12 protein-coding genes and 1 riboswitch are annotated in these 13,862 nt (G+C 62.7%); of the genes, 4 read left to right on the plus strand and 8 right to left on the minus strand.

Translation table 11 applies throughout. The features are described from left to right. Position 1: 1 nt before the first annotated feature. The 3 genes from O3298_RS09885 to O3298_RS09895 all read left to right on the plus strand — a co-directional run bounded on the left by O3298_RS09885 (position 2) and on the right by O3298_RS09895 (position 3,683). Positions 2-1,945: an ATP-binding cassette domain-containing protein gene (locus tag O3298_RS09885; protein ID WP_305059164.1), complete on the plus strand. Its 1,944-nt coding sequence runs from the start codon at positions 2-4 to the stop codon at positions 1,943-1,945. Between the two features lie 10 nt (positions 1,946-1,955). Beyond that, positions 1,956-2,678 (plus strand): ABC transporter ATP-binding protein, encoded by a 723-nt coding sequence (locus tag O3298_RS09890; RefSeq protein ID WP_099667581.1) that lies wholly within the window; start codon positions 1,956-1,958, stop codon positions 2,676-2,678. A gap of 231 nt (positions 2,679-2,909) precedes the next feature. Continuing rightward, positions 2,910-3,683, plus strand: a complete 774-nt coding sequence (locus O3298_RS09895; protein ID WP_305059165.1) for a hypothetical protein — start codon at positions 2,910-2,912, stop codon at positions 3,681-3,683. Positions 3,684-3,813: 130 nt separating this feature from the next. Here the strand turns inward: O3298_RS09895 and O3298_RS09900 are convergent, their stop codons facing one another. From O3298_RS09900 to O3298_RS09935, 8 genes are all read right to left on the minus strand, one after another. Then, positions 3,814-4,134: a DUF2288 domain-containing protein gene (locus O3298_RS09900; RefSeq protein WP_251348370.1), complete on the minus strand. Its 321-nt coding sequence runs from the start codon at positions 4,132-4,134 to the stop codon at positions 3,814-3,816. A gap of 44 nt (positions 4,135-4,178) precedes the next feature. Next, the gene (locus O3298_RS09905; RefSeq protein ID WP_305059166.1) at positions 4,179-4,886 is read right to left on the minus strand and encodes an RES family NAD+ phosphorylase; all 708 of its coding nucleotides are present in this window, start codon (positions 4,884-4,886) and stop codon (positions 4,179-4,181) included. Positions 4,887-4,888: 2 nt separating this feature from the next. After that, positions 4,889-5,326 (minus strand): MbcA/ParS/Xre antitoxin family protein, encoded by a 438-nt coding sequence (locus tag O3298_RS09910; RefSeq protein WP_071076812.1) that lies wholly within the window; start codon positions 5,324-5,326, stop codon positions 4,889-4,891. Positions 5,327-5,463: 137 nt separating this feature from the next. After that, positions 5,464-8,082: a S53 family peptidase gene (locus O3298_RS09915; protein ID WP_305059167.1), complete on the minus strand. Its 2,619-nt coding sequence runs from the start codon at positions 8,080-8,082 to the stop codon at positions 5,464-5,466. Between the two features lie 83 nt (positions 8,083-8,165). After that, positions 8,166-8,252: riboswitch (cyclic di-GMP riboswitch) on the minus strand. A gap of 275 nt (positions 8,253-8,527) precedes the next feature. Further along, on the minus strand, positions 8,528-8,941 hold the full coding sequence (gene fos, locus O3298_RS09920; RefSeq protein ID WP_305059168.1) for a fosfomycin resistance glutathione transferase: 414 nt from the start codon (positions 8,939-8,941) through the stop codon (positions 8,528-8,530). A gap of 17 nt (positions 8,942-8,958) precedes the next feature. Then, a complete protein-coding gene (locus O3298_RS09925) occupies positions 8,959-9,528 on the minus strand; it encodes an RDD family protein (RefSeq protein ID WP_305059169.1) in 570 nt (189 codons plus the stop codon). Between the two features lie 122 nt (positions 9,529-9,650). After that, entirely contained in the window at positions 9,651-11,351 is a 1,701-nt protein-coding gene (recJ, locus tag O3298_RS09930; RefSeq protein ID WP_305059170.1) for a single-stranded-DNA-specific exonuclease RecJ, read from the minus strand. After that, positions 11,348-12,400, minus strand: coding sequence for a hypothetical protein (locus O3298_RS09935; protein ID WP_289914374.1), 1,053 nt, complete (start codon positions 12,398-12,400; stop codon positions 11,348-11,350). Before O3298_RS09935 ends, recJ begins: the two co-directional genes overlap by 4 nt. Before the next feature lie 160 nt (positions 12,401-12,560). On the opposite strand from O3298_RS09935, the gene O3298_RS09940 reads away from it, so the two are divergent. Continuing rightward, positions 12,561-13,838: a lipoprotein-releasing ABC transporter permease subunit gene (locus O3298_RS09940; RefSeq protein WP_289914375.1), complete on the plus strand. Its 1,278-nt coding sequence runs from the start codon at positions 12,561-12,563 to the stop codon at positions 13,836-13,838. Positions 13,839-13,862: the final 24 nt, after the last annotated feature.

Genomic DNA, 13,862 nt, shown 5'->3' on the forward strand with positions numbered 1-13,862 from the left:
CATGAACAAGAAAATCACCATGCTGGCGTTGAGCGCGGCGGGACTGGCCGTGCTCGCGCTGTTCCCCATCGTCATCCCGAACCCATATTACATCCACCTGGCCGAGACCATATTGATCTATGCCATCCTGCTGTTCGGTCTCGATATCGTCGTCGGCTACACGGGGCAGGTGTCGCTGGGCCACGCGGGCCTGTTCGGCATCGGCTCCTACGCCACGGGCGTGCTGGTGTTCAAGCTGGGCGCGCCGTTCTGGCTGGCCATCCCCGCCAGCATCCTGGGCGCGGCCGTCTTCGGCGCCATTCTGGCCTTGCCGGCCCTGCGCGTGACGGGGCCCTACCTGGCGATGGTGACCCTGGCCTTCGGCACCATTGTGCAAATCCTGATCAATGAAATGAGCTTCCTGACGGAAGGGCCGATGGGCATCAAGATCCACAAGCCCGTCCTGTTCGGCCACAAGCTTTCCGAGGTCGAGTACTACTACATGGTCGCCGCGCTGCTGGTGATCTCGCTGGTGGTGGTGCACCGCATTCTGAAGTCGAACCTGGGCCGCGCCTTCGAAGCCTTGCGCGACAGCCCCATCGCCTCGGATTGCATGGGCGTCTCCGTGTATCGCTACAAGGTCTACGCCTTCGTCATCAGCGCCGGTTTCGCGGGCCTGGCCGGTAGCCTGTATGCGTATTCGGAAGAGTACATTTCGCCCAATACCTACAACTTCGAGCTGACGATATTGTTCTTGCTGGCCGTCATCATGGGCGGACGCAAGACGCGTTCCGGCGCGCTGATCGGCGCCCTGATCGTCGTCATGCTGCCCAGCCTGCTGTCGGACATCGAATTGTTCCGCAAGATTGCCGTCGGCGCCGCCGTGCTGGGCGTGATCGGTTCCATCGTCATGCTGGCGAAGAAGCGCTCCACCGTGCGCGGCGTGCTCGTGCCCCTGGTGGCCACCATCGGCCTGGCCGCGTATTCGTACAAGCTGGAAAACATGGTCGACTGGCGTCTGACCATCTTCGGCCTGATGACCTTATTTGTCGTGTACTACCTGCAGGACGGCATCGTCGGCTTCCTGATGAGCTTTATCGGCAAGGGCCGGCGCCATGTGGAAGCCGTCGCCTCGCACGGCGTGGCGCCGTTCGACCACGCCCAGGGCGGGCAGCAGGGCGCGACCCTGCTGCGCGTGGAACATGCCCTGATGCAGTTCGGCGGCCTGAAAGCGCTGAACCAGGTGGACTTGAACGTCACGCAGGGTTCCGTGCACGGCTTGATCGGGCCGAACGGCTCGGGTAAGAGCACGATGATGAACGTGCTGACTGGGATCTACAAGCCGACGGCGGGCAAGGTGGAATTTGCCGGCGTGGTGATCTCCGGCCGCACGCCGTCCGAAATCGCCCTGGGCGGCGTGGCGCGCACCTTCCAGAACGTGCAGCTGTTCGGCGAGATGACGGCGACGGAAAACGTGCTGGTGGGCTTGCACAACACGTTTAAATCGAACGTGCTGGACGTGATGCTGCATACGCCCCGCTACAAGCGCGAAGAGAAGGCGGCGCGCGAGCGGGCCGCCAGCATCCTCGAATTCGTCGGCCTGGCCGACCTGGCCAACGAAGAGGCGCGCAATCTGCCGTATGGCAAGCAGCGGCTGCTGGAAATCGGCCGCGCGCTGGGCCTGAACCCGCGCCTGCTGCTGCTCGACGAGCCGGCGGCGGGCCTGACGGCGCCCGACATCAAGGAACTGATGGCCATCATCCGCAAGATCCGCGAGCACGGCATCACCATCATCCTGATCGAGCATCACATGGACGTGGTGATGGCCCTGTCGGACGTGGTGACGGTGCTGGACTTCGGCCAGAAGATCGCCGAAGGCGTGCCCGCGCTTGTCCAGAGCGACCCGAAAGTGATCGAAGCCTACCTGGGCGGCAGCGCCGAAACCCTGGCGCCAGCGGCGCATTGAGAGGAAGACCATGCTGACCATTAACAATCTGCACGCCGCCTACGGCAAAGTCGAAGTCTTGCACGGCATTTCGCTCGACGTCCCGAAGGGCAAGCTGGTGACCCTGATCGGTTCGAACGGGGCCGGCAAGACCACCACCATGCGCGCCATTTCCGGCATGCTCAAACCGAAATCCGGCACTGTCACCCTGGGCGGCAAGGATGTCACGGGGCTCGATTCGCACCGCATCGCGCGCGCGGGACTGGCCCATTCGCCGGAAGGCAGGAGGGTGTTCGCCTCGATGTCGGTGACGGACAACCTGCTGCTGGGCGCCTTCCCCCGTTTTACGCGGGCGCGCCCGAAAGGCGACATCAAGGGCGACCTGGACAAGGCGTTGGAACTGTTCCCCCGCCTGAAGGAGCGGCGCGACCAGCTGGCCGGCACCTTGTCGGGCGGCGAGCAGCAAATGCTGGCCATGGCCCGCGCCGTGATGCTGAACCCGGAAGTGATCCTGCTGGACGAGCCGTCGATGGGCCTGGCGCCGATTCTGGTGGAAGAAGTCTTCCGCATCATCACGCGCTTGAAGGCGGAAGGCGTGACCATGCTGCTGGTCGAACAATTCGCCGCCGCCGCCCTGAACGTGGCCGATTACGGCTATGTGCTGGAAAACGGCAGCATTTCCGTGCACGGGCCGGCGGAAAGCCTGAAAAATGATCCGAAGGTGATTGCGGCTTACCTGGGTGGCGGGCACTGAGAGGGCGCTTGCTTCGTATTACTTAGCCGCCCGAGCTGTGCGATTAAATTTGCTGTAATCTTCTTCTAGCATCAGTTTTAGTTTTTATTCTAAAAAATTGCGATAAGCTGAATGTCGTAGGGTGAGTATTTTTGCTCAGTTTTATGGTATTTAATTATTTAAAACTTGGATTGATCAGATTTTTTGGTTGATAAATATTAAGTTAGCACTCTATTTTATTGTGAAAAATACATGCCAACATGTTTTGTAATTCAGCCATTTGATGGCGGTGCATACGATAAGAGATATAGCGACGTTTACGAACCCGCCATTAAGGCAGCGGGATATGATGCCTATCGTGTCGATCAAGATCCGAGCGTGTCGGTTCCAATTGAATCAATCGAGAATGGCATTCGTTCGGCTATTGTTTGCCTTGCAGATATTACAGTGGATAACCCGAATGTTTGGTATGAACTCGGATATGCATTTGCATCTGGACGACCAGTAGTAATGATTTGTAACGCGGAGCGACTTGGCAAGAAATTTCCGTTCGATATCCAACATCGTACAATCATAATATACAAGTCAGAATCGATCAGCGATTTCAATAAACTCAAAGCGGATATAACGGAAAAGATAAAGGCCTATGTGAAAAAAGATGCAGCATTGCAGTTTATATCTGACGCAGAGGCTGTTGCTCCTGTAGCAGGTTTATCTCCACCAGAATTAAGAGTAATGGCAATTTTGGCAGGCGGGCTTAGTCCGCATAGTCCAACCGGGCTATATTCCGCAAAACAGGACGCAGAACGTGCTGGAGTAACGAGTCTTGGATTCAATCTTGGGATGAAGCGTTTGTTGACCAAGAAATTCATTGAAGAAACTATGATGCAGGAGGACTACAGCAGCGAGCGCTATCCAGGTCTTGAGCTAACTCCGCAAGCTTGGGAATGGATTGAGGCAAATGAATCGTTATTTGTACTTCACCGTGCCACAAAGGAAGATTTAGGTGAGGAGATTCCTTTTTAGCCTTCTTTGTTAGTAATATAATTTAATGTAAGTGCGCCAGCTGCCGTAATTATTAGTACATATAGATGCGAGTAATTACGGCTACCTTGCTTGGCTAGGCACCGTTACGACTGATGTTCGAACGTAATCTCTAATGTTTCGTCGGCTTTTCCTGCTGCACCAGAATGAACGGGCTGACGACGACGGCCCACAGCGCGGCGTCGGCCGCCTGCCAGTCCAGCGCCTGCTGGTCCGACACCTTGGCGACCTTGCCATCGACCATCCATTGCGTGATGGTGGCCTTGTCGTCGTGCGAGATGCGCACGGCCACTTCGACCAGGTCCAGTTCATTGGCGACCCAGACGACGTTGCCCTGGGCGAAATGCTTTTCCAGCTCGCTCCAGGCCAGGCGGGCCGTTTCGCTGTTCACTTTGAGGCGCAGTTCGGTGTCTTTTTCAGGATTGGTTTGCATGCGAAATATCAGGTTGCGGTGAGTCGGGTGCCGGTGCGCGCGGTTTATTTGCCTGGCAAGGCTTCCACCTGCGGCGTCGGCGTACCCCGCCATGTTAACCGATAGGCGGCGCCTTTGCGAACATTGCCCACCAGGGCAGGACGGAAGCAGGCCAGGTTGGTGCCGCTGGCGTGCCGCACGCTGGGGAAGATCACGCCCATGGAGCCGGCTTCGAGCAGGGTGGCGGCCAGGTCTTGCGAGGCGATGTAGCTGGCCGGGTCCAGGCAAGCCTGGTAGCGCTGCTGGCCGCGCAAGTCGTGGAAACTGGCGGAAAAATCGGCCAGCAGCGACTGGTAGTTGACGCTGTCGTCGAAATAGTCGATTTCCTGGTATTCCACGGTTTTATGGAAAATGATCTCGGCCAGCGCCGTTGGCATGTCGAAGGCGCAATACCAGGCGCCCCGTTCGCCATCGTTGAAACGCGCTCCTTCCGGGCGGGCATACGTGTAGGCGGCGTTGATGATGCGAAAGTGCGGCACGCCAAAAACCAGCTCGTCCACGCCAATTCCTGGCGCGCCGCCGTACTCGGCCACCAGGCGCGCGTTGGTCGCATTATCGAGCTCGAACAGCTCGCGCAGGTGATCGTCGTTCTCGGCCAGGGGCGCCAGCACGGAGTCTTCCATGTCGGCGAAGCGCGAGGGAATCAGGCGGCAAGTGTCGATCTGGCGCAAGGCGGCCAGCGGCGGCAGGTGCTCATTCGGGGCGGCAGGCACGATCACAGCCCTCCGCGGCGCGCGTCGAGCAGCTTGCGCACCGTCTGCATGGCCAGCAAGCCGCCGGCCAGCATCTGCGACAGGGGCGTGCGGCCGCCGAAGATGGGATTCTTGTTGGGCAAACTCACCCATTCGTCGGCCAGCTTGTCGCCGTACAGGATGTGCAAGGCCTTGTAGATGCCCAGCAAATAGGAAATGCGCGTGATGCGGTCCACTTCCAGCACGCGGTCCGGGTGCTTCTTCCACTCGTACCAGGCGCTGCTGGACAGGCCGCCCAGCAATTCGCGCGCATCGTCGTCGCGCAGCTTCCAGGCGGCGGCCAGCTTGAAAAACCCTTTCAAGGCCGCTTGCGACAATCGCTCGCGCTCGGCTTTGGCATTCAGGTCGACGAGCACGGCCGGCTCGAAGCGGCTCTTGGGGTAGGCGTAGGCGAGATTCATGGCATGTCCTTCATTAAAACTCTGTATATGGACTATTTATACTCCTTTTCTGGATTCGTTGCAACGGCCGCGCGCATGCAAAACGGGGCGCGCCAGGACGGGTGTCCCGGTGCGCCCCGTTGGCGGGCCCCGTTCGCTTATCTGGCCGTGACGGTGACGGGCACGGTGAGTTGCGCCGTCAAGCCGTTACTGTCCACTGCCACGACCTTCAGCGCATAGCTGCCGGCCACCGGTTGCGGCCAGGTGGCCGTGATGGTCATGCCGCTCATGGAAAACTGCATACCCAGCGGCGCGCCGAGGATGGAGATCCACAGGGCGTTCGCGCCCGGCGCCGTCAGCACGATGCTGCCGCTCATGGCCTTGCCGGCCACGCCCGTCATGGCGGCGGCGCTGATCGTGGGGCCGGCGGCGGCGATTTTCACCGTGGCCACGGCCTGGCCCGTCAAGCCCGTCTTGCTATCTTTGGCGATGACGGTCACGCTGTAGCTGCCCAGCACGGGGCTGGCCCAGCTGACGACGCCGGCGGCGCTGACGGCCATGCCGGATGGCGCGCCCGACAGGCTGTAGGTGACGGGGTTGGGCGCCACCGTCGTGGCGGCGAACGACAGGGACACGCCCGGCTTGCCGCTCACGCTGGCCACGGTCACGACGGGGGGCAGCGGGGCGGCGATGGCCACCGTATAGATGCCTTTGCCGCTCAGGCCAGTCTTGCTGTCCGTGGCTGTCACGGTGACGGCATAGGTGCCGGCTACGGGCGCGGCCCAGCTCACCAGTCCGGCGCTGCTGATGGTCATGCCGGCCGGCGCGCCGGCGAGCGTGTAGCTGACGGGATTGGGGGCGGAGACGCTGACATTGAACGCCAGGGCCGTGCCAACCTTGCCCGTGATGGCGCCGGCGCCGACGACGGGCGGCGCGACGGGGGTGATGACGATGGCGTACACGCCCTGGCCACTGAGGCCGCTGACGGTATCCTTGGCCACCATGGTCACGGCATACGTGCCCGCGACGGGGGCGGCCCAGCTGACCACGCCCGTGGCGGCGATGCTCATGCCGGCCGGCGCGCCCAGCATGGTGTAGCTGAGGGGATTGGCAGCGGTGGCCGAGACGGTGAACGACAGCGGCTTGCCGGCCGCGCCGCTGATGCTGGCCGGCGCCACCACGGGCGCGGTCGGTGCAATCTGCGTGCCCGACAGGCCGGCCAGCAGGCTTTTCACGTTCGGCGTGCCCAGGCCGCCCAGCGGGTCATAGCCGACCCTGGCCGTGCACACGCTGCACGTGCCGTTGCTGCCGCGCGTGATGTCGGCAAAGCTGCTGGCGAAGGTGCCGGGCACGCTGGCGATCTGGCCGTACAAGATGTTGTGCGGCAAGCCGAGCGCCGCCTTCGCTTGCAGCGCGCGACTGGCGTTGGCGATGGCGACCAGGCCGGCCCATTGCGGCGTGGACAGGCTGGTGCCGCCAATGCTGAGCCAGCTGGCGGTGCTGCTGCCGGGTGTCATCACGGCCGTGTACTGGCCGGTGGCGGGGTCGGCATTGAAGGCCACGTCGGCGACGTTGCGGCGCAGCAAGTTGGTCAGGCCGGGCACGCTGGCCGTCTGGTAGGCGGGCAGTGCCGTATAGGCGCTGATGCCGCCGCCCGTGCCGGACCAGGCCGTTTCGCTGCGCACGCCGCTGCCGCTGTAGCTGAGCGTGGTGCCGCCCACGGCCAGCACGTTGGACGACACGGACGGCCAGGACACGCCGCTGCCCGAATCGCCCGTGGCAGCCAGGTAGCTCATGTTCTTGCCCGTGAAGGCGCTGTCGACGGATGCTGTCCAGTTGCCTTCGGCGGCGCCAAAGCTCATCGACACGACGCCAGGCCCCATCTGGTTGGCCAGGCGCACGGCGCCCAGCAGGCTGTTGATGGAAGCGTCGGGCGCCTCGATCAGCACGATGCGCGCCAGCGGCGCCGTGGCATGCGCCCACTGCACGTCGAGTGCGATTTCCATGGCCCAGCCCGAGTTGTAGGCGGGCGCCGTGGCCGTCATGGTGCTCGATGGCGTGTTGTAGACAACAGAAAATTCACAGCCGCTGGCCGGGGCGGGCGGCAGGGGCAGGGTGGCATTCGTGGCGATAGCCTTGGTGGTGCAGCCGGGCAAGCCGAATTTCTGGTTGAAGATGGCCAGTTCGGCCGCTGCGTTCGGGTTGTGCATGGCGTCGACGATGTAGATCGTCTGTCCCGCGCCCAGCTGGGCCGCCTGGGCTGGCGTCAGCGCCGTGCCGGCCGCCGGCAGGGCGGGCAAGTCGTAGGCGGCGCGGATTTGCGCGGGAGAATAGGTCGCCACCACGCTGCTGCCGGCCATGGGCGCGGCGATGTCGCCCGCGCCGCCGTCCAGCAAGGGGGCGATATCCTGTGCCGCCTGTTCCGAGGCGGCGATTTTTTGCGCCGTCAGGCGGCGCGTGGTCATTTCCCGCATGGCGCCGGGCACGTTTTGCAAGTGCGGCCGCCAGTGGGCCGAGCCGCTGCTGTTGGCGCTGTCGCGCCCGTCAGGCGCATCGAGCAGGGCCGGGGCCGCATGGAACATCGGTTGCACCACCAGCGCGCCGACGGCGGCGGGGACGACGGGCACCTCGACAGTGAACTGTGTCGCTGCCGTGGCGATGGCGGCGGGCGGCGTGGAAGTCTCCTGGCCGGGGCCGCAAGCGGCCAGCAGGAGGGCGGCTGTGGCGCCCAGCAGCAGGCGCCCGTGACGGTGATGCGGGGGAATGATTTTTTTCATGGCGAAACTCTCCGAGTTGGGCGAGGGCCACATCTCGACAATGCTTCCAGGCTGGCGCCGCGCGCTGGCGGTCCCGGCCCTGCATTGGCAGCCCCGCTGCCGTGGCGCTTGCGCGCGGTAGGCCGGTGGCTTTGCGTCCCCGCCTTTCGACGGGTTTGCCCTCAAAACTGATCATGCATCATTGGGAATTTCCTGATGCGTCATCGATTTTAGTGAATTTGCCAAATAAGTGTTAACTATTTTCAATCAATATTTTTATTTATGCAATAAAATGTGGCAAATTTGCCTATTGATGGATGGAATCTTGTCAGCCTGATTAAGTCTTAAAAGCAAGGTTATCAAGGGTGTACCGAGGCGTGACAGTGTTTTTTCACGGCAACGGCGCTTGCATTTTTCGTTTTCTAATGAATCTAACGAATTTAATAAATATGCGATCTTGCCGGTCTCAATCCTCGAACACCATGCCCTGATACGGCGCTGCGCGGCAGGCCGCCAGCCGCTGCGCCAGGCTGCCAGCATGGGCTTCCAGTCGGTGGCCGTCCGGGTCGAGAAAATACAGGGAATCGCCGGCGCTGCGGTTTTGCTGCCATTCGGGCACGCCGGCGGCGCGCAGGCGGGCGGCAAAGGCGGCGAAGTCTTCCGTGGAAATGGAAAACGCGTAGTGCGTGTAAGCCGGGCTGGCCAGCGCGGCCGTGCCCTGTCCATCCAGCGACAGGCACAGCCACAAATCCCCGGCCGACAGATACGCGCCCCTGTCCCAGCGCGCATGCAGGCGCAGGCCCAAGGTGTCGCGGTAAAAGGCCACGCTGCGCGCCAGGTCGCCCACGGACAGGGTGAGGTGGTTCAGGCCGGTCAACACGACGGTTTGGCTTTCTTTCAGGTGGAGGGGGAGGGCAGCGGCTGCGCGGCGCGGGCAGGCAGCTTGACGACGACCGTGCCAGCCATGAAATCCTGCAGGGCGCGGCGTTTCTTGTTAAATAATAGCACCACGAATTCGCTGTAGATCCATAGTTGCGTCAGCGTATCGAGCATCACAGACCAGCCGGGTTTAAGACGGGCTATGTGGGCGGATATTTGCGTGAAGGTCATGGCAGCGTAGGCGCCTTCATCGATGCGCAAGGTAATAATAATGCCCGCGATGGCAGTCAGTGTTGTCAGCGTGAGCATTATGGAATAGCGCAGCAGCGCCGCCTGACGCGTCACTGGCGCACCGTCGAGCATGCGCACCCGCAATTTGCACAGCAACTGTCCGGGTGTGCCGCCAAAACGGCTGACGAGGTAAACATTGTAGGCAAGGTTGAGCGCCAGACCGGGCAAAAACCAGTACAGCAGGAATGACTGGCTCCAGGGCAGCCCCAGATAAACGATCGGCAGGACCAGCGGTAGCATGATGGCCGTATCGATAAAAAACGCGCCCACGCGGCGCCAGAATCCCCCGTATTCCATGCGATTTCCTCCCAGTCATGGCAACCGGCGGCTGCCTGTATGACTAGATACGCTATTACTTAGGGGGAATGTTGACTATCTGGCGCATGTTTGAGGCAGGGCAACAGCTGCATGCCGCGTGCTCAGGCAGGTTCAGCATGCTCCACCATCAACTGCACTTTCGTCGTGCCATTGTATTCATTTGCGTCGAGCCGGAAGGCGACCCGCGTGCGCTCGCCCAGGGCGTCCGTGTGGCCGAACCAGATGGCGTCGAAGCGCACGCCGTTCTTTTCCAGCAACAGTTTCAAATGGCGCTCTTTTAATATGCGCTGGCTGACGACGCGGAATTCGTCGCAAAAGACGGGCGGGGCGAAGCCCTGGCCCCACACTTGCTCATCCATCAGCTCGATGAAGGCCGTCGTGTAATACGCGTCTTCCAGCGGGCCGTCCGTTTCCACCACCCGTTCCAGCTGTTGCTGGCTGAGCCAGGCCTGGCCCACGGCTTCGAAGGCCTGGGAAAAGGTGTCGAAGGCGTCGGCGCGGATGGTCAAGCCGGCCGCCATGGCGTGGCCGCCGAACTTGTCGATCAGGCTGGGCGCCCGTTTCGACACGAGGTCGAGTGCGTCGCGCAAGTGAAAACCGGGGATCGAGCGGCCGGAACCCTTGATCCAGCCATCGGCGCCCGGTGCGAACGTGATGGTCGGACGATAAAACTTTTCCTTCAGGCGCGAGGCCACGATGCCGATCACGCCCTGGTGCCAGGATTCATCGAAGACACTGATGGTGCTGCTGTTGGCCGGCTCGAAAGCATCGAGGTGCAGCAGGGCCGTATCCTGCATTTCCGCTTCGATTTCGCGGCGCTTCAGGTTGATGTCGTTCAGTTGCTGGGCCAGCGCCCAGGCGCGGCCTTCGTCGTCCGTGACCAGGCATTCGATGCCCAGGGACATGTCTTGCAGGCGGCCGGCCGCATTCAGGCGCGGTCCCAGCGCAAAACCGAGGTCGAACGGCGTGGCGCTGCGCGCTTCGCGGCCCGCCACGCGGAACAGGGCGGCCACGCCTGCATGCATATTGCCCTTGCGCATGCGTTTCAAGCCTTGCGCGACGAGGATGCGGTTGTTCGTATCGAGGCGCACCACGTCGGCCACCGTGCCCAGCGCCACCAGGTCGAGCAGGTTATCGAGCTTGGGTTGCGTTTGCGCATCGAAGATGCCGCGCCGGCGCAGTTCGGCGCGCAAGGCCAGCAAGACGTAGAACACGACGCCCACGCCCGCCAGATGTTTACTAGGGAAGCCGCAGGCGGGCTGGTTCGGGTTGACGATGACGGCTGCGTCGGGCAGGGTGTCGGCCGGCAAATGGTGGTCGGTGACAACCACCTGGATGCCGCGCCGGTTCGCCTCGGCCACGCCGTCGATGCTGGCGATGCCGTTGTCGACGGTGATGATGATGTCGGGCGATTTTTCGCGCGCGGTGAGTTCGACGATTTCCGGCGTCAGGCCGTAACCGTATTCAAAACGGTTGGGCACGATGAAGTCGACGTCGGCGCCCATGGCGCGCAAGCCGCGGATGGCGACGGCGCAGGCGGTGGCGCCGTCGCAGTCGTAGTCGGCCACGATGACCATGCGTTTCTTGGCGGCAATGGCGTCGGCCAGGAAGACGCCGGCCGCGCCGATGTGCAGCAAGCCGGACGGCGGTATCAAGTCCTTCGGCTCGATCGAGAGCTCTTTCGCGTCGGACAGGCCGCGCGACGCATACAAGCGGGCCAGCACGGGGTGGATGCCGCCCTGGCGCAGCAATTCGGATTCGCGGTAAGGGCAGGGACGGGTGGCGATGCGGGTACGGGTCATGATGCTTTCAACTTGTTCAGGGTAATCGCGCGCCAGAATTTGCGCTGCGCATGCTTGCTGGTGGTGCAGTCCAGCCAGGCGTCGCGGTGGCTCAGCACCAGGCGCAACTGGCCCAGGCGGCCATCCTTGACGGCCGCCAGCAGGGGCGCGAACCAGTCCGCCTCCAGCGCTTGCAACTGTTGCAGCCACATGCCCCATTCCTGCGCCTGCGCCGCTTCGGTCAATCCGCCCAGCACGACGATGGCGTCGGTCTGGTCCGCCAGCACACTGCTTGGACTGGCATCGCGCCGCGCCGGTTCCGCCAGCGCGGCCAGCCAGTCGGGCGCGTCCTTCGTATGCAGGCTGGCCGCGCAGCGCGCAGGTGCAGATGCAGCCAGGCTGCCGCCCCAGATCCAGAAGGAATTGATGGCTTTCAAGCCCCGTTCTTCGCGTGCCGCGTTGACGGGATGTTCATGCCACAGCATCTGCACTTCGTTCTGCAGGCGGCGCGCGGCGCGCGCATGCTCGCCTTCCGGCATCCACACGGACAGGTCTTGCGTGGTGGCGGCGTCCGGCGTGGCGCACTGCAAGTCGCTCCAGCCATCGGCGCGCATGAACCAGGTGCCCGCGTCGCCATACGCCAGGGGCTGGCCGATTTCGTCGAAATACGGACGCGCCGTCTCGAACAGCGTGCGGCCATCGGCCTCGCTCAGCTTGAGCTGGCGCAAGTCTTCCAGGCTGATATGGCTGCGGGCGATGGCCAGGTGGGCCGGATGCAGCAGGAAGTAGCGCGCGCCCGGTTCCGGCGCCAGACCGTAGCCGCGCATGGCCTGGGCCGCAAAGGCCGCCTGCGCCGCCGCGCCGTTGGGCGCGGGCGACAGGGTCAAGGCATGCGCCAGCCACGCTTCGTGCGGCAGCAGGCGGTTGGCGTTGTCAAAAGTTTCCAAATTGCAAGTCGAGGTGCGCGACAGCAGGGCCGCCAGGGCGGGTGCCTGCAAGACCTTGAGCAGGTCGGCAGCCAGTTCGGCGTTGGGCAAGGCGAAGGGCAGGACGAGGGTAAGTTGATTCATCCCGAGATTGTAGGCGATTGTGGCGGTGGGGGAGTAGTTCCTGCGCTTTTTCCCTTGACGGCGGGCGCGGGAAAAGTCGCGCCACGGTGATGTGTTTCACGCATGAGTGTCATTTGTGTGGCACACTGCGCGCTCGCATATTACGTTGTCGCGGGAGCGCATGAGCATCATCAAACAATTTCCTTTTGAGTGGCAGGTTGGCGTGCGCTATACGCGTGCCGGGAAGCGCAGCGGCCGCAACAGCTTCATTTCCTTCATCTCCCTCATTTCCGTGGCCGGCATCGGCCTGGGCGTGGCCGCCCTGATCGTCGTCCTCTCCGTCATGAACGGCTTCCAGAAGGAAGTCACCGACCGGCTGATGTCGGTGCTGGCCCATGTCGAGGTGTTCGATACCAGCGGCTCGATGCCGAATTGGCAGGCGCAGGAGCGCGCCGCCTACGCCAACCCGCAAGTAAAAGCCGTGTCGCCGTTCGTGGAAACCCAGGGCATGCTGCTCAATGACGAAACCATGCGCCCGTCCGTCGTGCGCGGCGTGCTGCCGCAGCAGGAAGCCACCGTCTCCAGCGTGGCTTCCCAGATGAAGCAGGGCAGTTTCAAGGATCTCACGCCAGGCTCGTACAACATCGTGCTGGGCATCGACCTGGCCAAGGCGCTGGGCGTGCAGGTGGGGCAGAACGTCACCCTGATGCTGGAACGCGAGCCGAAGGCGGGCGACCCGGCCACTGGCATCGTCATGCCGCGCATGCGCGCGCTCAAAGTCGCCGGCATCTTCGAGGCAGGCCACAATGAACTCGATGGCAGCCTGGCGTTTGTGAACATGCAGGATGCGCAGCAGCTGCTGCAGCTCGACGGCCCGTCCGGCCTGCGCCTGCGCCTGCACGACATGAACCAGGCGCCGCAGGTGGCGCGCGAATTGAAGGCCTCGATGCCGGGCCAGCTGTGGATGCGCGACTGGTCGCGCGCCAGCGCCAGCTGGTATGCGCTGGTGCAAAGCCAGAAGAACATGATGTTCATCATCCTCAGCATGATCATCGCCGTGGCCGCGTTCAACCTCGTCTCGACGCTGGTCATGTCGGTCACCGACAAGCAGGCCGATATCGCCATTTTGCGCACCCTGGGCGCTTCGCCGTTCTCGATCATGAAGATATTCATGATCCAGGGCGCGCTGGTCGGCTTGCTGGGCAGCGCGCTGGGCGTGATCGGCGGCGTCGTGCTGGCGCTGAACGTGGGCGTCATCGTGCCCTTCATCGAAGGCATCTTCGGCCTGCACTTCATCTCGAAGGAAATCTACCAGATCAGCGCCGTGCCGTCGGACGTGCACTGGCTGGACGTGGCGCAGATCGGCCTGATCGCCTTTGGCCTGGCGCTGGTGGCGACCATCTACCCGAGCTGGCGCGCCGCGCGCGTCAAGCCGGCCGAGGCGCTGCGCTACGAATAACACTCCAAGAAACGATAAAGACCG

The organism is Janthinobacterium sp. SUN137, from assembly GCF_030587265.1.
Taxonomy (GTDB): Bacteria; Pseudomonadota; Gammaproteobacteria; order Burkholderiales; family Burkholderiaceae_D; genus Janthinobacterium; species Janthinobacterium kumbetense.

Bases quoted from the DNA above. Each gene is read 5' to 3' on its own strand.
- O3298_RS09940 (WP_289914375.1), top strand. From the start codon at position 12,561: ATGAGCATCATCAAACAATTTCCTTTTGAGTGGCAGGTTGGCGTGCGC.
- recJ (WP_305059170.1), bottom strand. From the start codon at position 11,351: ATGACCCGTACCCGCATCGCCACCCGTCCCTGCCCTTACCGCGAATCC.
- O3298_RS09890 (WP_099667581.1), top strand. From the start codon at position 1,956: ATGCTGACCATTAACAATCTGCACGCCGCCTACGGCAAAGTCGAAGTC.
- O3298_RS09885 (WP_305059164.1), top strand. From the start codon at position 2: ATGAACAAGAAAATCACCATGCTGGCGTTGAGCGCGGCGGGACTGGCC.
- O3298_RS09910 (WP_071076812.1), bottom strand. From the start codon at position 5,326: ATGAATCTCGCCTACGCCTACCCCAAGAGCCGCTTCGAGCCGGCCGTG.
- O3298_RS09895 (WP_305059165.1), top strand. From the start codon at position 2,910: ATGCCAACATGTTTTGTAATTCAGCCATTTGATGGCGGTGCATACGAT.
- O3298_RS09900 (WP_251348370.1), bottom strand. From the start codon at position 4,134: ATGCAAACCAATCCTGAAAAAGACACCGAACTGCGCCTCAAAGTGAAC.
- O3298_RS09935 (WP_289914374.1), bottom strand. From the start codon at position 12,400: ATGAATCAACTTACCCTCGTCCTGCCCTTCGCCTTGCCCAACGCCGAA.
- O3298_RS09915 (WP_305059167.1), bottom strand. From the start codon at position 8,082: ATGAAAAAAATCATTCCCCCGCATCACCGTCACGGGCGCCTGCTGCTG.
- O3298_RS09925 (WP_305059169.1), bottom strand. From the start codon at position 9,528: ATGGAATACGGGGGATTCTGGCGCCGCGTGGGCGCGTTTTTTATCGAT.